Source organism: Providencia sp. PROV272 (assembly GCF_049901975.1).
In the GTDB taxonomy this organism is placed as follows: domain Bacteria; phylum Pseudomonadota; class Gammaproteobacteria; order Enterobacterales; family Enterobacteriaceae; genus Providencia; species Providencia stuartii.
In genome coordinates this window covers 525,579-542,955 of the sequence record NZ_CP096291.1, presented here as the reverse complement: position 1 = coordinate 542,955, position 17,377 = coordinate 525,579, and the positions used below count along the sequence as shown (strand labels likewise).

The 17,377-nt window shown below is 42.7% G+C and carries 18 protein-coding genes; 2 read left to right on the top strand and 16 right to left on the bottom strand.

Features of this window, described 5'->3' with window-relative positions; all coding sequences use genetic code 11:
• Positions 1–4: 4 nt before the first annotated feature.
• Positions 5–1,171, top strand: a complete 1,167-nt coding sequence (fadA, locus tag M1E93_RS02360) for an acetyl-CoA C-acyltransferase FadA (RefSeq protein ID WP_014656857.1) — start codon at positions 5–7, stop codon at positions 1,169–1,171.
• Between the two features lie 338 nt (positions 1,172–1,509).
• Here the strand turns inward: fadA and fre are convergent, their stop codons facing one another.
• The 3 genes from fre to pepE all read right to left on the bottom strand — a co-directional run bounded on the left by fre (position 1,510) and on the right by pepE (position 4,534).
• A complete protein-coding gene (fre, locus tag M1E93_RS02355; protein ID WP_014656858.1) occupies positions 1,510–2,211 on the bottom strand; it encodes an NAD(P)H-flavin reductase in 702 nt (233 codons plus the stop codon).
• 10 nt (positions 2,212–2,221) lie between these two features.
• Complete coding sequence (ubiD, locus tag M1E93_RS02350) at positions 2,222–3,694, bottom strand: 4-hydroxy-3-polyprenylbenzoate decarboxylase (RefSeq protein WP_036941968.1); 1,473 nt, start codon at positions 3,692–3,694, stop codon at positions 2,222–2,224.
• Positions 3,695–3,808: 114 nt separating this feature from the next.
• Positions 3,809–4,534, bottom strand: a complete 726-nt coding sequence (pepE, locus tag M1E93_RS02345) for a dipeptidase PepE (RefSeq protein ID WP_004924726.1) — start codon at positions 4,532–4,534, stop codon at positions 3,809–3,811.
• Between the two features lie 168 nt (positions 4,535–4,702).
• On the opposite strand from pepE, the gene rfaH reads away from it, so the two are divergent.
• Complete coding sequence (gene rfaH / locus M1E93_RS02340) at positions 4,703–5,194, top strand: transcription/translation regulatory transformer protein RfaH (RefSeq protein ID WP_004924724.1); 492 nt, start codon at positions 4,703–4,705, stop codon at positions 5,192–5,194.
• Between the two features lie 92 nt (positions 5,195–5,286).
• Here rfaH and tatC read toward each other — a convergent pair whose 3' ends face one another.
• The 13 genes from tatC to M1E93_RS02275 form a co-directional block, all read right to left on the bottom strand.
• On the bottom strand, positions 5,287–6,060 hold the full coding sequence (tatC, locus tag M1E93_RS02335; RefSeq protein ID WP_426207071.1) for a Sec-independent protein translocase subunit TatC: 774 nt from the start codon (positions 6,058–6,060) through the stop codon (positions 5,287–5,289).
• A gap of 3 nt (positions 6,061–6,063) precedes the next feature.
• Positions 6,064–6,612, bottom strand: coding sequence for a Sec-independent protein translocase protein TatB (gene tatB / locus M1E93_RS02330; RefSeq protein WP_014656861.1), 549 nt, complete (start codon positions 6,610–6,612; stop codon positions 6,064–6,066).
• Between the two features lie 3 nt (positions 6,613–6,615).
• Positions 6,616–6,909 (bottom strand): twin-arginine translocase TatA/TatE family subunit, encoded by a 294-nt coding sequence (gene tatA / locus M1E93_RS02325; RefSeq protein ID WP_004924718.1) that lies wholly within the window; start codon positions 6,907–6,909, stop codon positions 6,616–6,618.
• Positions 6,910–7,022: 113 nt separating this feature from the next.
• Complete coding sequence (gene ubiB, locus M1E93_RS02320) at positions 7,023–8,657, bottom strand: ubiquinone biosynthesis regulatory protein kinase UbiB (RefSeq protein ID WP_004924714.1); 1,635 nt, start codon at positions 8,655–8,657, stop codon at positions 7,023–7,025.
• Positions 8,644–9,297, bottom strand: a complete 654-nt coding sequence (locus M1E93_RS02315; RefSeq protein ID WP_004924712.1) for a ubiquinone biosynthesis accessory factor UbiJ — start codon at positions 9,295–9,297, stop codon at positions 8,644–8,646. Before M1E93_RS02315 ends, ubiB begins: the two co-directional genes overlap by 14 nt.
• Position 9,298: 1 nt before the next feature.
• Positions 9,299–10,054: a bifunctional demethylmenaquinone methyltransferase/2-methoxy-6-polyprenyl-1,4-benzoquinol methylase UbiE gene (gene ubiE / locus M1E93_RS02310; RefSeq protein ID WP_004924710.1), complete on the bottom strand. Its 756-nt coding sequence runs from the start codon at positions 10,052–10,054 to the stop codon at positions 9,299–9,301.
• 76 nt (positions 10,055–10,130) lie between these two features.
• Positions 10,131–11,486 (bottom strand): DNA recombination protein RmuC, encoded by a 1,356-nt coding sequence (gene rmuC, locus M1E93_RS02305; RefSeq protein ID WP_102780989.1) that lies wholly within the window; start codon positions 11,484–11,486, stop codon positions 10,131–10,133.
• Positions 11,487–11,590: 104 nt separating this feature from the next.
• Positions 11,591–12,121: a DedA family protein gene (locus tag M1E93_RS02300; protein ID WP_004924706.1), complete on the bottom strand. Its 531-nt coding sequence runs from the start codon at positions 12,119–12,121 to the stop codon at positions 11,591–11,593.
• Positions 12,122–12,190: 69 nt separating this feature from the next.
• The gene (locus M1E93_RS02295; protein WP_004924704.1) at positions 12,191–12,973 is read right to left on the bottom strand and encodes a tyrosine-protein phosphatase; all 783 of its coding nucleotides are present in this window, start codon (positions 12,971–12,973) and stop codon (positions 12,191–12,193) included.
• A 213-nt stretch (positions 12,974–13,186) separates the two neighbouring features.
• Entirely contained in the window at positions 13,187–13,942 is a 756-nt protein-coding gene (gene udp, locus M1E93_RS02290; protein WP_004924702.1) for a uridine phosphorylase, read from the bottom strand.
• Positions 13,943–14,200: 258 nt separating this feature from the next.
• The gene (locus M1E93_RS02285; protein WP_004924699.1) at positions 14,201–15,577 is read right to left on the bottom strand and encodes a GntP family permease; all 1,377 of its coding nucleotides are present in this window, start codon (positions 15,575–15,577) and stop codon (positions 14,201–14,203) included.
• Between the two features lie 10 nt (positions 15,578–15,587).
• Positions 15,588–16,547, bottom strand: a complete 960-nt coding sequence (gene denD / locus M1E93_RS02280) for a D-erythronate dehydrogenase (protein ID WP_104873015.1) — start codon at positions 16,545–16,547, stop codon at positions 15,588–15,590.
• Between the two features lie 55 nt (positions 16,548–16,602).
• Positions 16,603–17,370 (bottom strand): DeoR/GlpR family DNA-binding transcription regulator, encoded by a 768-nt coding sequence (locus tag M1E93_RS02275; RefSeq protein ID WP_004924695.1) that lies wholly within the window; start codon positions 17,368–17,370, stop codon positions 16,603–16,605.
• Positions 17,371–17,377 lie beyond the last annotated feature (7 nt).

The following is a 17,377-nucleotide window of genomic DNA, read 5'->3' as shown; positions in this document are numbered from 1 at the left end:
TAGTATGGAAAATGTCGTTATTATCGATGGAATACGTACACCAATGGGGCGTTCAAAGGGCGGTGTATTTCGCCATGTCCGAGCGGAAGACCTCTCAGCACACCTGATGAATGTGATTTTTGAACGCAACCCTAACGCAAGCAAAAAAGAACTCAATGATATTATTTGGGGCTGTGTGCAACAGACCCTTGAACAAGGGTTTAATATCGCTAAAAACGCTGCGTTACTGACTGATATCCCACATACAGTTCCTGCGGTCACAGTTAACCGTTTGTGTGGCTCTTCAATGCAAGCTCTGCATGATGCTAGCCGACTTATTATGACAGGCGATGCAAACTCAGTCTTAATTGGTGGTGTGGAGCACATGGGTCATGTTCCCATGACACATGGTATTGATTTCAACCCTAAATTAACGTTACGTGTCGCAAAAGCGGCTGGTGCAATGGGCCTAACCGCAGAAATGCTGGCTAAAATGTACAAAATTAGCCGTGAGGAGCAAGATGCGTTTGCCCTTAGATCGCACCAACGTGCTGCCCAAGCCACTAAAAATGGTCAATTTAAACATGAAATAGCGCCCGTAGCTGGGCATGACAGCCAAGGCAATCTCTTTGCCGTGGATTATGATGAAGTTATCCGTTTTGATGCAAGCCTCGAAAGCCTAGCATCATTGCGCCCCGCCTTTGACCCCGTAAGTGGTACCGTCACGGCAGGTAACTCTTCTGCCCTTTCAGATGGGGCGTCAGCAATGCTCATCACAGGCGAAAGCTACGCTAAAGAACGAGGGCTCAAGCCACGTGCCAAAGTTCGCTCAATGGCCGTTGTTGGCTGTGATCCTTCAATCATGGGCTTTGGGCCAGTTCCTGCTACAGAGCTAGCGCTAAAACGCGCGGGGTTATCATTAGCGGATATCGATATTATTGAATTAAATGAAGCATTTGCCGCTCAATCCATTGCCTGCTTAAAAGGGCTGAAACTGCCAGAAAGCCTTATTGATGAAAAAGTCAACCTTAATGGCGGTGCTATTGCATTGGGCCACCCTCTGGGTTGTTCTGGAGCAAGGATTACAACGGCATTGCTCAATCAGTTAGAGCTGAAGGATAAACAATTTGGCCTAGCAACAATGTGTATCGGATTTGGGCAAGGCATTGCCACGATCATTGAGCGTGTATAGTGTGTCTATACCCTAAGTCGTTCAAGCGCATGTTTGCCAAAAGGATAAGCTCAAAAACGGTATTATCTGAGCAATGCCAAACAGCTAAACCTGCGCCAATTGAAATATAAAGGGTATAGCCGCGAGTTGCCGTAGTGTTGTTGTATGTTGTCAACATTCCCGCCTAGTCAGGGGCGGGCTTTTTCTTTTTTGCCACTTGGTTTATCCATTTGGGCAAAGTTTAACTGACAAGTTACTGTCTAAAACAACAAATCAATGTCATCTCCAACGAGGAAAGTGGCACATATATGCTCAATCATGCCACAGGCCATCGATTCAAATATTCAGTAAATTATCATTTAAATAAACTCGTAGGCATCACCAAATAATTGTTCAGGCTTTGCATTACGCTCTGCACAAAAACGTTCTCTGGCGATTTTTGCCATTTCAAAACGCCCTGCTATGTAAATATCATAGGAGGACAAATCACCAAAATCTTCCAATACCCCACTTAAAACCGTTCCTGAGCGCCCTCTCCATTGTTCATCCGGTTGTTCAACGATAGGTATCACTTTTAGATTAGGATAACGTTCACTAAGCGCTTGCAGCTCTCCTAAGTCGTAAAGGTGCTCTAGCTGACGCCCCCCCCAGTAGAAGGTAATATCCCTAGAAGGGTTTTCCATGAGAGCCGCGAGTAGGATAGAATGCGTGTAAGAAAACCCCGTGCCCCCTGCAACTAAGATCATTGGGTTTTGGCTATTTTCTCTAAACCATGCCTTGCCATGTGGGATATCAATATCGATACGGCGTTGATCTAAAATTCGATCCATCACCGCCATGGCATAAAGATTGATTTCTGAAGCGCCAATATGTAATTCAATTGTTTCGTTATTAGCAGGTGTAGATGCCATTGAGAATGGGCGCTTATCACGCTCATCCATGATCACCATAAGGTACTGACCTGCTTTAAAATGAAAAGGACCATCCGGCAACAAAATAACCCGATATACTGTGTCAGTTATGGACTCAACAGATGTGACTTTACAGCTCAAAGTTGCCATGGCTCCCCTCTTATTTTTCAAAAATATTCAATTGATCCCAAATATCATCAATTCGCGACTTCACTTGTTCATCCATAACAATTGGCCTACCCCATTCCCTGTTTGTCTCACCGGGCCATTTATTTGTTGCATCTAGCCCCATTTTTGACCCTAGACCAGAGACTGGTGATGCAAAATCAAGATAATCGATAGGTGTATTTTCCATCATAACAGTATCGCGAGCAGGATCCATACGAGTGGTTATCGCCCAGATCACATCTTTCCAGTCACGCGCATTGATATCATCGTCACACACAATAACAAATTTTGTGTACATAAATTGACGGAGGTAAGACCAAACACCCATCATGACGCGTTTTGCATGGCCTGCGTATTGTTTTTTCATCGTAACAACAGCAAGACGATATGAGCACCCTTCTGGAGGAAGGTAAAAATCGACGATTTCTGGAAACTGCTTTTGTAAAATAGGTACTAGGACTTCATTTAGGGCTTCACCCAGTACGGCAGGCTCATCGGGTGGCCGGCCTGTATAGGTAGAATGGTAAATCGCATCACGGCGTTGAGTAACATGGGTTACCGTAAAGACAGGGAAACTATCTATCTCATTATAATAACCAGTATGATCACCATAAGGCCCTTCCGGCGCGAGCTCACCAGGTTCAATGTAGCCTTCTAAGATAATCTCAGCGCCCGCAGGTACTTCAAGATCATTCGAGATACATTTAACGACTTCCGTTTTATTACCACGTAATAAACCGGCGAACGCATATTCAGACAGCGTATCAGGAACTGGAGTCACCGCACCTAGGATAGTTGCAGGATCCGCACCAAGCGCTACTGCGACAGGGAATTTTTCCCCCGGATGCTGTTGGCACCACTCTTGAAAATCCAGCGCACCACCGCGGTGAGAGAGCCAACGCATGATCACTTTATTTTTCCCCAACACCTGTTGGCGGTAAATACCCAAGTTTTGACGCTCTTTATTAGGGCCTCTTGTTACCGTTAATCCCCATGTAATCAGCGGCGCAGCATCTTCAGGCCAGCAGTGCATAACAGGGATTTTGGTTAAATCGACGTCATCCCCCGCCCAAATTTGCTCTTGGCAAGGGGCTGAGCTTAGCCGTTTTGCTGGCATGTTGAGTACCTGTTTGAACTTAGGTAATTTATCAAACAGGTCACGAAAACCTTTCGGTGGATCCGGCTCTTTTAGAAAAGCAAGCAGCTTACCAACATCGTGTAGTGCCTTGATATCTTCCTGCCCCATTCCCATCGCAACACGTTTGGTTGTGCCAAATAGGTTGCACAAAACGGGCATATCATAGCCTTTAGGGTTTTCAAATAATAAGGCAGGGCCCCCTGCTCTAAGCGTGCGATCAGCTATTTCCGTCATTTCGAGGTAAGGGTCGACTTCCATCGTAATACGTTTTAGTTCGCCTTGCTTTTCAAGCTGGGCAATGAAGTCTCTTAGGTCACGGTATTTCATTGTCATCTTTTACTATTACAGAGGGAGTCTCATTATAAGACGTCCGGCCAAGGTTACAAGTTACCCACAAAAACTATTCATAATCAATATGGTTATAGTCAAAAACATCTTATTTTACTGGCAATCGAATGGAACCAATGCTTTTAATGATAAAGTATCAAACTGTTCAGGGAATGATTGGTTGTGCTGAAAGAGTTTAAAACCTTCATTTTTACCACTGAAATAAGTCAATGTGTTGCCTTTAATCTGTAATCCACTACCTTCTCTCAGTGCAACCACGACTTCATGAGGGTTGATGACACAAAACTCTTGTAATCGCTCATCTCGCGTTTCCCCCATATGACCTGAGATATGAGAATCGATATAGTGGGGATTTATCTGTACGGGAAACAACCCCAAAGACGGCATAATCACCGCATTACTCACAGGCATATCATTGGTCGTACGAATACTTGGTGTAGCCACATTACAACCCGCACTCCAACCAATATAGGGAACATCACGCTCTTTAACCGCGCGCTGGATCGCAACAATCAACCCATTTTCATGCAGGCATTTATTTAACCACCATGTATTGCCCCCACTTACAAGGATACATTCTGCTTGTTCAATCGCTTCGACAGGGCTGGAAAAATGTTCAATTGACGTAACTTTAATACCTAAAGCTTCGCTTAATTGCTCTGCTCGCTCATCATGAGGATCCCGTAATATCGCATAAGGCACCAATACCGCTGATGTAATGTTCCTACGCGCGATCATTTCATGGATACGAGGTAAGGCATAACTTAGCCATACTGGATTGTTTGGAAGCTTACCGTTACTCAATAAAAAAATTTCCATGCTGTCTCCTAGATAACCTGTTATTACATTATCACTAACTATAATTTATTGATTTTTAGTTAGTATATATTTCTGATTCTAAATGCTATTCTTACTTTGTCGATTAGTCACATTTTTATACTTTAATTTGTTATGATGAGCATAATTTTGTTGTATTGGGTTTAAGAAATGGAAAAATGGCATCTGCTATATTGTAAACGTGGCCAAATTGATAGGGCCATAGAGCACCTAAATAGGCAAAATGTGATCTGCATGACTCCCATGACAGAAATAGAAAAAGTGGTTAGAGGAAAGCGAACAAAAGTACAAGAGCCGCTATTCCCTAATTATCTGTTCGTGAAGTTCGATCATAACGAAATCCATACCACTACAATACAATCCACTCGCGGTGTCAGCCATTTTGTCCGTTTTGGCCTACACCCCGCCATTGTACCAGACGAAATTATCGAACTTTTGCAACAAGCGCCCCTTGGGCATCTCGTCGATCCCGAAACACCAACTCATGGTGATAATGTCTTGATTACCGAAGGCATTTTTGCAGGTATTCAGGCAATTTATGATGAGCCTAATGGTGAATCACGCTCAATCTTATTACTGAATATTTTAAATAAAAATGTGTCTAAAGTACTCGATAATACTCAGTTTAAAAAGCTATCTTAACCCACATAAAAAAACTGCACCTTAATTGGGTTGGCTACCAACCTGTTGAGTGCAGTTATAAATCGAGTTTTTATAGACTGAATAACGATAAATTAAGACTCTTCTTTCTCTTCATCGTCTTCTTCATTATTTTCCCGATCTCGCCGACCTTTACTCACATAAAAGTTAGATAAAAGCACACCGAGCTCAAACAACAGATACATTGGCACGGCAAGTAACGTTTGAGAAAGTACATCTGGTGGCGTTAAAAACATCCCCACAATAAATGCACCGACTAAAATATAAGGCCGTTTGCGTTTTAGTGATTCAGGGGTTGTGACGCCGGTCCAACACAACAGAATAATAGCAATCGGTACTTCAAAGGCCGCACCAAATGCCATAAATAACGTCATTACAAAACTGAGATATTTACTAATATCAGGAATGAAATTGACGCTATCCGGTGTTGTTTTGACAAAGAAACCAAAGGCTAATGGGAAGACAACAAAGTAAGCAAAAGCCATCCCTAAATAGAAAAGGAAGCTACTAGAGACCAATAAAGGCAGCATCAGCCGACGTTCGTGCTTATATAACGCTGGCGCAATAAAGGCCCAAATTTGGTATAGGATCACCGGTATCGAAATAAATACCGATACCATCATGGTCAGTTTAATTGGAGTGAAAAAGGTTGATGCCACATCTGTCGCACTCATTTGAGAACCAACAGGAAGCTTATCAATCAAAGGTGCGGCGACTAGCCGATATATATCATTTGAAAAGTAAGCTAAGGCAGCGAACACAATCAAAACCGTAATCAAACAGTTTAACAGCCGCTTCCTGAGTTCAATGAGGTGGCTAATAAGTGGTTGTGTATCATTTACAGCCATGTTCTATTTTTCGCTTTCTGTCTGATTAGGATTTTTTTTCTCTGTAACGCCATTTTGCTGGTCGCTGTCATTGTTTAGCGATGGCTTTGTCGGCTCATCGACGACAGCTGCCATTTTTGCTGCATATTCAGGATCAGGATCCGATTCAGACTCTGGTGGTTGCGAAGCTTTATTTTGAGCATCTTTAACTGCATTGTCGTAGTTATCAGTTAACTCTTTTGCTTTTTGTAGCTCACTTGCAACGCTCTCTGTTGTCGAGTGATATCCTGTTTTTAATGATTGTGCAGCTTGGCGAAGCTCATCCATAGATTGTTTCAGTTCAGGGGAAAGCGTTTCCATACCCGCTTTTTCCTGAACTTTTTTCAACGTGTCTTGTAACTCTTGCAATTTGAGTTCTTGTGACAATTCATTTTGCACATTGGAGGCTAATGAACGCATCGCACGGATCCAACCAGCAACAGTTCTCACTGCTACTGGTAGGCGCTCAGGGCCTAAGACGACAAGACCAATAACTGCAACAAGCAGCAGTTCACTGAAACCTATGTCAAACACGGTTTAACCCTGCTCTTTATTTTTGCTCTCAACTGGGCTGTCTTTCTTGTCAGCAGCCTGTTGCTGTTCTGTAATATTTTTAGGTGCAAAGTCAGCATCTTGTTTTTCTTGCTCTTCTTTTGCAGCCTTAGCAGCTTCATCATCGTTCATCGCTTTTTTAAAGCCTTTCAATGATTCACCTAAATCCGACCCCAGAGAACGTAATTTTTTGGTGCCGAAAATTAAAATAATAAGTAGAGCAATAATAATAAGTTGCCAAGGGCTACCAAAAGCGGCCGTTGCAATAGTTGATTCCATTGTTTATACCTCTGTAAAAGTGGGATCAATAGTTATTTATCCCATTATATACAACCTGCTCACAATACGGAAATATTCACAGGCTTATAAACTTGTCGCAAAACAAGGTTTACTTAACTTTTCCCCGATTTATACCAGCCTATAATCCATGATAACGCGCCAGCAGACATAAATGCTATAGCCATTCTATTTGAAGCGGAAATAAAGAATAAACTCCCGCAAAGAATCAGTGTTGCACCAATTCCTAATAGGTATTGAGACTTACGCTGTTTATTACGTTGCTGTTTTAATTGTTCTGACAATTGTTCGATATTGGACTGTAAGAACTTATGTTGACGCAAAGCACCATAAATTAAGTCTGGAATTTCAGGCATTTTCTCGGCCCAGTAAGGGGCTTTCTCTTTTAACGCTTGGGTAATTGCAGGAATACCGACTTGACTGTGTACCCAATCTTCTAAAAATGGTTTCGCCGTTTTCCATAGATCCAATTGAGGATAAAGCTGACGGCCTAAGCCTTCAATATAGAGTAAGGTTTTCTGTAGCAGTACAAGTTGGGGCTGCACTTCCATATTGAAACGGCGCGCAGTATTAAATAAGTTTAATAGCACATGCCCAAATGAAATTTCAGCTAACGGTTTTTCGAAAATAGGTTCACAAACGGTTCTGATAGCAAACTCAAAATCTTCAACGTTAGTATCTGCTGGCACCCAACCTGAGTCGACATGCAGTTCAGCGACCTTACGGTAATCACGATTAAAGAAAGCAATAAAGTTCTCTGCAAGATAGCGCTTATCTTCTTTATTCAGTGAACCAACAATACCACAATCGATGCCGATATATAGCGGATCTTCAGGGTGCTCATAGCTGACAAAAATATTGCCGGGGTGCATATCTGCATGGAAAAAGCTGTCACGAAAAACTTGAGTAAAGAAGACTTTCACGCCCCTTTCCGCCAAGATTTTCATGTTTGTTCCTTGCGCTTTTAAAGCCGCAATATCGGAAACAGGAATACCATAGATACGCTCCATGACCATAACGTTTTCGCGACAATAATCGGCATAAACCTCTGGTACATATAGCATTGAGCTATTCTCAAAATTACGACGAAGCTGGATAGCATTAGCCGATTCACGTAAGAGATTTAGCTCATCGATCAAGGTTTTTTCATATTCACGAACCACTTCTTTAGGGCGTAGACGGCGACCATCAGGCAGTAAAGGCACCCAATTAGCGATACGATACATGAGTTTTACATCCGCTTTGATAACCGGCAGGATATCAGGACGGATAACTTTTAAAACGACTTCCTTACCATTCTCTTTGAGTTTTGCGGTATGTACTTGAGCAATCGAAGCTGACGCTAGTGCCTTTTCATCGAAATCATCAAACCACTGTTCGAGTGGGCCGCCTAATGATTCTTCAATGTAACGACGAGCCAGTTTGCCGTCAAAGCTAGCGACCTTATCTTGCAGCAAAGAGAGTTGGTCAGCGATAGCGGGTGGAAACAGATCGCGTCGGGTAGATAGCATCTGCCCAAACTTGATCCAGACAGGCCCCAATTCTTGTAAAGCTAAACGTAAACGCTCACCAAGCTCTTTGCCCTTATGCTGGTTTTTAATCCAAAAGAAACCAAAACGACCAATACGCAGCGGTAACGTCAGCTTTACTTTTGGGATGAGCTCATCCAAACCATACGAAAGGAATACCCGAATAATAAAGTAGAGACGTTTTATTTCACCGGGCGTCATTATACTCCTCCAACTGGCTCAATCGTTTTTCTAGCTCACTTAGTGAATCAGAAACTTGTTCTACTTCATCACTAAAATAAGCCAGTTCGAGTGGGTTTGGAGCCATTTTCCACTCTTCAAGCAGTGTGTCTTTGATATAGTTTTTTTGCCTGCATGCTAAATGTGAAGCTAAACTCGCGCCCTTGCGTAGTACTTGGCTAATACCTTGTGCCGCGACATCGCCTAAGTAAGGGGATAGATAGTGTGCAGGATCCCAAATTGCCATATCTAATAATGACGACCAATGCTGTACAACCTGCATATCACCTTCAATAACAATTTCACCACTATTGATTAGCTGTGATAACTGTTGTTTGTCTTTTAGCTTAATTAGCGTAAAGAGGGATGTTTTGATTGTACAATCAGCAGGCTCATGCCATTGGCTTAAAACATCGACATGGTTATCACTGAAAATCAACGTCAATGTTTTATTCAGCTCTTTCAAATCGATAGACATGACTTTACCCGCTAAGCGCGCTCTAGCGGGTTTTAAGACCGATTCTTTAAATAACATATGATTCAAACATGTTTCCATGAATGCCGTCATTAAAGAATATAACACTGTATTTTGGCTTTCAGCCTGTGCTGATGTGGCTTCCATCTTAGAATTTAAACCCTTTATGCAATGCGACAATACCACCTGTCATATTGGTATAGGAGACTTGTTCAAAGCCTGCATTTTCCATCATTGATTTCAGTGTTTCTTGGTCTGGGTGCATACGGATAGATTCTGCAAGATAACGATAGCTATCAGGATCCCCAACCACAGCTTGACCAATACGAGGTAGAACATGGAATGAATACGCGTCATAAGCCTTATTAAGCGGCTCAATAACAGGCTTAGAGAATTCAAGTACTAGCAGACGACCACCTGGCTTTAACACTCTGAACATTGAGCGTAAAGCTTTGTCTTTATCGGTCACATTACGTAGCCCAAAAGAGATGGTGATACAATCAAAATAGTTATCAGGGAATGGCAGTTCTTCTGCGTTGGCTTGAACATAGCTAACATTACCAACAATACCAAGATCACGTAATTTTTCACGTCCCATTTTTAACATAGAGTCGTTAATATCAGCGAGGATCACCTCACCTTTTTCACCGACAAGACGAGAAAACTTCGCGGTTAAATCACCAGTACCACCAGCAAGATCTAAAACACGTTGGTTACGACGTACACCACTGGCTTCTATCGTAAAACGTTTCCAGACACGATGAATGCCGAAAGACATTAAATCATTCATCAAGTCATATTTTGATGCTACAGAGTGAAAAACATTAGCCACAAGGCCAACTTTATCTTCTTTGCCTACGGTACGGAAACCAAAATCAATAGTTTCTTTTGATGGTTCTGTCATTTCTATTATGCCTGTTTATAATTCAAACTTTTGTAGGAAGTGTAACAGTCTTTGAGGTAAAACCCTATCAAGAAGTCTAAGATTCCGCACAATATGGCTTATCTGACTTTTCAACGAGCTGTGGTGAAATAGGCTGTTTTACCTCAACCCCCATTTCTTTAAAGCTTTCTGCCTGACTAATTAAATTACCACGCCCCTCAGCCAACCTTTTCATTGCGGATTGGTAAGCATTATCCGCTTTATCAAGGCTTGCCCCTAAAAGTTGCATGTCATCAACAAAAAGGCGTAATTTGTCGTACATTTTTGCGGCTTTTGCGGCAATTTCTTGCGCATTTTGCCCTTGGCGTTCATAGCGCCACAAATTGTTAATTGTTCGCACCGCCACTAATAATGTGGAAGGGCAAACTAACATGATATTCTGTTTTATACCTTCATCAAGTAGCTCAGGCGATTCTTTTAAAGCCAATAAGTAAGCCGGTTCAATTGGAATAAACATCAATACATAATCTAAAGAGCGTATCCCCGGTAGTTGATGATAGTCCTTATGACTTAGCATACGCATGTGATTACGAATTGAAGCTACATGGTTTTTGATAGCCTGAGTTTGTTCGTCAGGGTCTTCACTATTGAAATATCTTTCATAAGCGACCAGTGACATTTTTGCATCAACAATCACGTCTTTACCTTCAGGCAAGCGGATAATCACATCAGGCTGATAACGGCTGTTATAGCTGGTATTAATACTGACTTGTGTTTCAAACTCACTCCCTTTGCGTAAACCAGAAGCTTCCAAGATCCGCGTCAGAATGGTTTCTCCCCAGTTTCCTTGGATCTTGTTATCCCCTTTAAGGGCTCGAGTCAGGTTAACCGTTTCTTTGGTCATTTGAGTATTTAGCTGCTGTAACTGACGGATTTCATACGCCAGTGTATGCCGCTCTTTGGCTTCTTCACCAAAGCTTTGCTGTACCTGTTGGCGGAACCCTTCAAGCTGTTCACGAAATGGGGATAACATGGCAATCAAGCTTTTTTGCTGCTGCTCTGATGCCCTACGCTCATTCTGCTCAAAAATCCGGTTGGCTAAATTTTCAAATTGAATCGTTAACCGCTGCTCACTGTTTTGCAGCAGGCGCTGTTTCTCTTCATTGGCTAGCTGGCTTTGCTCAAAACGCGTTGTGATTTCTCGTAATTCAGCTTCTTGCTCACGATTAATATCTCTGAGTGTTCGCAACTCTTGATCGAGACGTTCATATTCCATTTTCCACTCAGAAAGATGGATGTTTTTTTCATCACTGGCCGCAAGTTGACGATTAATGTGTTGGAGTTCTTGCTCTTTTTGATTAAGTTTTTGCGCAATAAACAGCCAAACGGCTAAGCCGCCAATTAATATACCGCCAAGGGCGCCAATAACCCCATATAAAAGAGAGGTATCCACTGTTAAATCCTTACATGACGAGATCTAGGGTAAGGTAATCGGATACTGTATATCAGTCCAGAAGTAATTTAAAACAAGCCCTAAATTGCGAGACGATTCGCAGCTTAGCCCATCCACTGAGCTAGCCAACGTAATCCAAATGCGCCTGGCGCTAATATACCAAATGCCCAAATCATCGCAGACACTAAGTTTGCCGCCTGAAAATAGCGTTTAGGCATTTTACAAATCCCAGCCACTAAAGGTACGACGGCTCTGAATGGGCCGAAGAAACGCCCTAAAAAGACACTCCATATGCCCCAACGATTGAAAAAGTGCTGCCCTCTATCAATCATTTGAGGTTTGCGAGAAATCGGCCACATTTTACGGACGTTATCTTTATAGTGAAAACCAAACCAATAAGAGAGCCAATCACCAAAAAATGCCCCTAACGTTGCCGCAAGCCATACAGGCCAGAATGTAATACCACTTTCGCCGATGAGGGCACCTAAACCTAACAGGATGACAGTTGCAGGCAACAGCAAAGATAAAAAGGCTAAAGATTCACCAAATGCTAGAAAGAAGATGATTGGCAGCGCCCATATTTCATGTTCACGGGTAAATTCGGTCACTGTATGGACGATTTCATTCAACGTCACAGCCTTTCTCCCTTATAATGGATTGGTTTAATACATTAACTAATATGTAATAAACCAATCTTAAACTAATTATTCGAGGAAATAACTTTGAAGTAAGCTTCTGCCAGCATTATCCAGTCCAAAATCACTCTCCAGCCATTTATCAATACTACCATAATGTGTTTTTATGCTATTTATGGCTGTCATAAGAAATTCTTCACGCACAGAATAGACATACTCAAACTTTTTCACCACACTGTCACTCATCCTTTGTGCATGCTCTTCCAATAAATGCTTACGGAATGGCGCGAGGGTTTCATTTGTCAGTAGGTAATCTTCCATGACGGTATCTAAGTCTGCACCCAGCGCAAATAGTACCAAAGCGGCGCCAACACCAGTACGATCTTTACCGACCGCACAATGCTGAACGATCCCCCCTTTTTCAGGCTGCTTTAACATACTCACAAGTTGATGGTAAGCAGGATTATTTAAAGGCAATAGCTCGTAAAGGCGCCCCATAAATATTTTAGGGTCAAACTGTTCAAGTGACTCTGGTGTCAGTTGACCTAAGTCGGCACTGACCTCCTTTGCCATAGGGTTCGCTGGGGCATTAACATAATGAGCACCATCCCAAATCATATCTGGTTTTGCTTTTGTTTCCGCCACATCACGGTAATCCAATATTTGATAAAGGTTTTGTGATTGTAAAACGGCCAAATCCTCTGTCGTTAAATGGTTCAAAGCTCCTGAACGAAATAGCACGCCTGATTTTATTTTGTTGCCATTGGCTAATTTTTTTCCGCCGAGGTCACGGAAGTTAATTCCACCTTTTAACGGTAATACTGAAGGGTGTAAATAAGGTGTTTTTGTCATAATTATCGCTACCTATGATATTGATTATGACTAAAACCATAACAGATTATGACCGGAAAAAAATCAGAAAAAATACCCGCCGTTAAGCAGGTATTCATAAAAGAGTGCATTGAAATGTAATCAATATCGAAAAAGAGAAAGAAAACTGGGCTCGTCTACGGTTTATTCACAACCGAGCGAACATCAAAGTAAACGAGCCAGTAATAGGAGAAATTAAAGTAGACGACGCGCAGCTTCAACAACAATGCTTAATACATTGCTTTCTGTTTTCTTCAACAGTGCTTCGTCTGGAATTTCTTGTTGAGTACGGTTAACAATCACACCTGCAACCATACCCGCACGTAGGCCTTGGCTTGAGCACATGGTCAGCAACGTCGCTGATTCCATCTCATAGTTCATCACGCCCATATCTTGCCATTCTTTCATTGAACCTCTGAAATGGCGCATCACACGACCAGTATAGGTGTCATAACGCTCTTGGCCTGGATAGAAGGTATCCGATGAAGCAGTCACACCCACATGGACTGTTGCACCCGCTTCTTTCGCTGCATCATAGAGTGCATTCGTACAAGTAAAGTTAGCAACGGCTGGGTATTCCAATGGCGCAAAATGTTGGCTCGCACCGTCTAATCTTACGGCTGCGGTTGTCACTAACACATCACCAACATTAATATTTTCTTGAATAGCCCCTGTAGTACCAATACGCAAGAAAGTACGAATACCTAGCTGCGCAAGTTCTTCTACAGCAATAGAGGTTGAAGGACCACCAATTCCCGTTGAACAAATAATGACTGCTTTACCATCAAGCTCACCACGCCAAGAGGTGAACTCACGTAAAGAAGCGAGATGTACCGGATTATCCATCAGGCGTGCGATTTTCTCGACACGATTTGGATCACCGGGAACAATTGCAACGGTTGCACCCTGTAAGTCACTCTTTTTTAGCCCTAAGTGGAATACGTCAGACATATCAAACTCCTTTACACAATGGCATCATTGAATTTATACGTTGTGATTAATATAGCGGTAAACCCATGTCAATTTAGTGACCATAGTCACTTTTAATGGAAATGATTTTATCTAGATTTCATTAAATGGTGATTTAGATCACAAATTAATTGTTTTAAATACAAATATGCAATCAGTATAGACGATATGAAAGAAAGTCACGAAAAAGCGCCCGAAGGCGCTTTGAATTATTGGCAGAAATAAAAGATAGTTTATCTATCAGAGAACTACATCAAGGATCAGAACGCCTACTAGACCAATGGCCCAAGCTATCGTTGTTGGGATAGACCAAACCATCATCTGTTGTCTAACGTCCTTAATACCCATCATTCGGTTAACAACCCAGTAGAGGCTGTCGTTGAAATAACCAAAGAACAGTGACCCCATTGTCGCAGCTTGAGCCGCAACAAGCAGATTGATATCAGGGATCTGGCTAATAATGGGAGCAGAAATCGATGCCGCTGTGATCATCGCGACGGTGCCCGAACCCTGAATTAAACGTACCAATGTGGCGATAATAAATGGGATCAACACTGGAGTGATTGGTAAACTCGCCACATGCTCCGCTAAAATATTCCCCGTACCACTGTCACGTAAAACCGCACCTAACGCACCACCCGCACCTGTTACCAGTAAGATGATCCCGGCTGACTGTAAGCCTTCTTCCATGCGGTCGATGACTTCTTCTTTCGTCGCTTTTGGCATCAGCGTATAAACGGCAATCAACACACTGATAGACAGAGCGATTATTGGCGCACCAAGGAATTCAAAGGTCTGGAAATACCAATTATTCTCCATCCCTTGAAAGGCGTCGGTTTTTAGCAATAACCCGTTGACCGCATTGATAAAGATCAACAAGATCGGTGTTACGATAGGTAATACAGATAAGAAGAGGCTTGGTAACGGCTTGTTCGCCTTTTCTTCCATATAGCGGTCGTGAATTTCTTTCAGATCTGCGTTGTTGCTTTCATCGGGCATAAACTCAGGGTATTTAACAGCTAACCACTTCGCGTAAAATACGATCCCAATAACGCAAGGGATAGCAAGGGTCATCCCCGTTAAGATCATGGCACCAATATCCACACCGAAGATCCCAGCAACCCCTAAAGGACCCGGAGTCGGCGGCACTGTGTGGTGAGTAACCACTAAGCCACCAGCTAATGCGACACCAAGTGTCAGCAGACTACGCTTACCATTTTTCGCTAATGCCTTCGCTAATGGGTAGAGGATCACGAATGCGGAGTCAACGAAAATTGGAATACTGACGATATAACCTGTGATAGCCAGCGCCCATTCTTCGCGTTTTTTCCCTAACCAACGAATAAAGCTATACGCTATTTGTTCAGCGGCACCAGAAACTTCTAGTACCCTTCCCATCATTACCCCGAGACCGATAACAATACCGATACCACCGAGTGTGCTACCAAAACCTTTTGTAATTACAGAGACGGTTTCTGCGGCGGTTAACCCACCTGAGATACCTGCAATAGCTGCTGCAATCAACATGGCAAGTAACGCATGAATACGCGTTCGCAATACCAAGAAGATCAGGACAAATATGGCCACCGCGAGGCCAATAATAGGAATATAGGACATAGCTTATCCCCTATTGCTGTGAGCCGTGGTGAGTGATGAATGAACGAATTGCATCAGCAAACGAACCATCTGCACGGAAACCAAGGCCTAAAGCACGGCTAATATCGAATTTACCCGGCCAACTTGCGACAATACGGTTAATGGCTTCATCCGGCTCAAAACGGATCAGATCAACCGTTTTTTGGCCTGCGACATCACGTAGAGCATCAATCATCCCTTGAACTGTCACAGTGATCCCCGGTAAGTTAACCGTACGAGACAAGCCAAATTGCTCTGCTGAAATGGTTGCAGCATGAATGAAATTACTGACAACCGTTTCTGGACTCGAGAGCCACAACGCAAGTTCAGGTGAAACAGGGCAAACACTCTCAACCCCATTTAATGGCTCACGAATGATGCCACTGGCAAATGAAGAAGCGGCTTTGTTCGGAACGCCAGGGCGCACACTGATTGTTGGTAGGCGTAACACACGTCCATCAACATAGCCTTTACGTGAATAGTCATTAACCATCAATTCGCACATCGCTTTTTGTGCACCATACGATGATTGCGGGTTAACCACACAAAGGTCGGTGATAACGTCAGGTAGTTCACCGCCAAATACTGCTAATGAACTGGTAAAGATAAACTTCATTGCAGGGTTTTTAGCACGAGCCACTTCCAATAATTGGCGAGTCGCTTCGAAATTTACTTTCATGCCTAAATCAAAATCGCTTTCAGCATGACTACTCACAATAGCAGCGAGGTGATAAACGATGTCGGTTTGCGCATCAATCAGCTTATCAGCGGCACCCAGCTGAGTTAAATCTGTTGCAACACAACTCACTCTAGCGTCTTCAATTGGCGATGTAGGGCACTGAATATCCGCTAAAACGAGTTGGTCAAATTTAAAACCCTGGCTGTTTTTAAGTAAAGCAGCGGCTAGCTGCTGACCCAAAAAGCCAGCGCCGCCTGTAATGATAACTTTCATTGTTATTCTCCTTGAATAGCCCTAATTTGAGCTATTCATCATTAGGTAAGATTATTTATGTCTTTATTAAATGAAGTTTTATATTTTGTTCTGTTATCCGCTGCACAGCATCGTTTGGTAGCTGATCATCACAAATAATGTCGTGCAATTGATTTAGTGGGCAAACACGGAACATGCCATATTTACCAAATTTGCTACTGTCAGAAACCAGCACACAGCGCCGAGCAACATCCAGTAATGTTTGTTTTATTTGTACTTTTTCTTCATGAGGCGTGGAAACCCCATGCAGTAAATCCCAAGAGCTAGTGCTAATAAATGCCACATCAACATTTAGGGTTTTCAGCATCATTGCGGCGGTATTGCCAACACACGAATGGTTACGTTTATCCACTTGCCCCCCCGTGTGATACAGATTGAGTTGTGATTTGTTCATCAAATACTGCATGATAGAAAAATCATTAGTCACAATCGTCAAATTAAACCGTTCACCCAGCACACGGGCTATCTCAAATGTCGTTGTTCCCGCATCGAGATAAACCACTTGCCCATCTTCAACGAGCGATGAGGCAAATTTACCTATTTCACGTTTGCTTCGGTGATGTAAACGCGCTTTCTCACTCCAAGGAAGCTCTTGGCGTAACGCATCGTTTAACCGAACACCACCGCTTATTGCAACGACTTTCCCTTCCTCTTCTAGCATGCGGATATCACGTCTTACCGTCATATGCGACACATTCATTAGCTCCACCAAGTCGTTAATCGACACGGTTTGGTACTCATGGACGTAACGGTAAATAAAATCACGACGCTCTGAAGGGATCATAGGCTCT

Coding starts and splice junctions, on each gene's coding strand:
- fadA (WP_014656857.1), top strand. CDS start 5: ATGGAAAATGTCGTTATTATCGATGGAATACGTACACCAATGGGGCGT.
- fre (WP_014656858.1), bottom strand. CDS start 2,211: ATGGCAACTTTGAGCTGTAAAGTCACATCTGTTGAGTCCATAACTGAC.
- ubiD (WP_036941968.1), bottom strand. CDS start 3,694: ATGAAATACCGTGACCTAAGAGACTTCATTGCCCAGCTTGAAAAGCAA.
- pepE (WP_004924726.1), bottom strand. CDS start 4,534: ATGGAAATTTTTTTATTGAGTAACGGTAAGCTTCCAAACAATCCAGTA.
- rfaH (WP_004924724.1), top strand. CDS start 4,703: ATGGAAAAATGGCATCTGCTATATTGTAAACGTGGCCAAATTGATAGG.
- tatC (WP_426207071.1), bottom strand. CDS start 6,060: ATGGCTGTAAATGATACACAACCACTTATTAGCCACCTCATTGAACTC.
- tatA (WP_004924718.1), bottom strand. CDS start 6,909: ATGGAATCAACTATTGCAACGGCCGCTTTTGGTAGCCCTTGGCAACTT.
- ubiB (WP_004924714.1), bottom strand. CDS start 8,657: ATGACGCCCGGTGAAATAAAACGTCTCTACTTTATTATTCGGGTATTC.
- M1E93_RS02315 (WP_004924712.1), bottom strand. CDS start 9,297: ATGGAAGCCACATCAGCACAGGCTGAAAGCCAAAATACAGTGTTATAT.
- ubiE (WP_004924710.1), bottom strand. CDS start 10,054: ATGACAGAACCATCAAAAGAAACTATTGATTTTGGTTTCCGTACCGTA.
- M1E93_RS02295 (WP_004924704.1), bottom strand. CDS start 12,973: ATGACAAAAACACCTTATTTACACCCTTCAGTATTACCGTTAAAAGGT.
- udp (WP_004924702.1), bottom strand. CDS start 13,942: ATGTCTGACGTATTCCACTTAGGGCTAAAAAAGAGTGACTTACAGGGT.
- M1E93_RS02285 (WP_004924699.1), bottom strand. CDS start 15,577: ATGTCCTATATTCCTATTATTGGCCTCGCGGTGGCCATATTTGTCCTG.
- denD (WP_104873015.1), bottom strand. CDS start 16,547: ATGAAAGTTATCATTACAGGCGGCGCTGGCTTTTTGGGTCAGCAGCTA.
- M1E93_RS02275 (WP_004924695.1), bottom strand. CDS start 17,370: ATGATCCCTTCAGAGCGTCGTGATTTTATTTACCGTTACGTCCATGAG.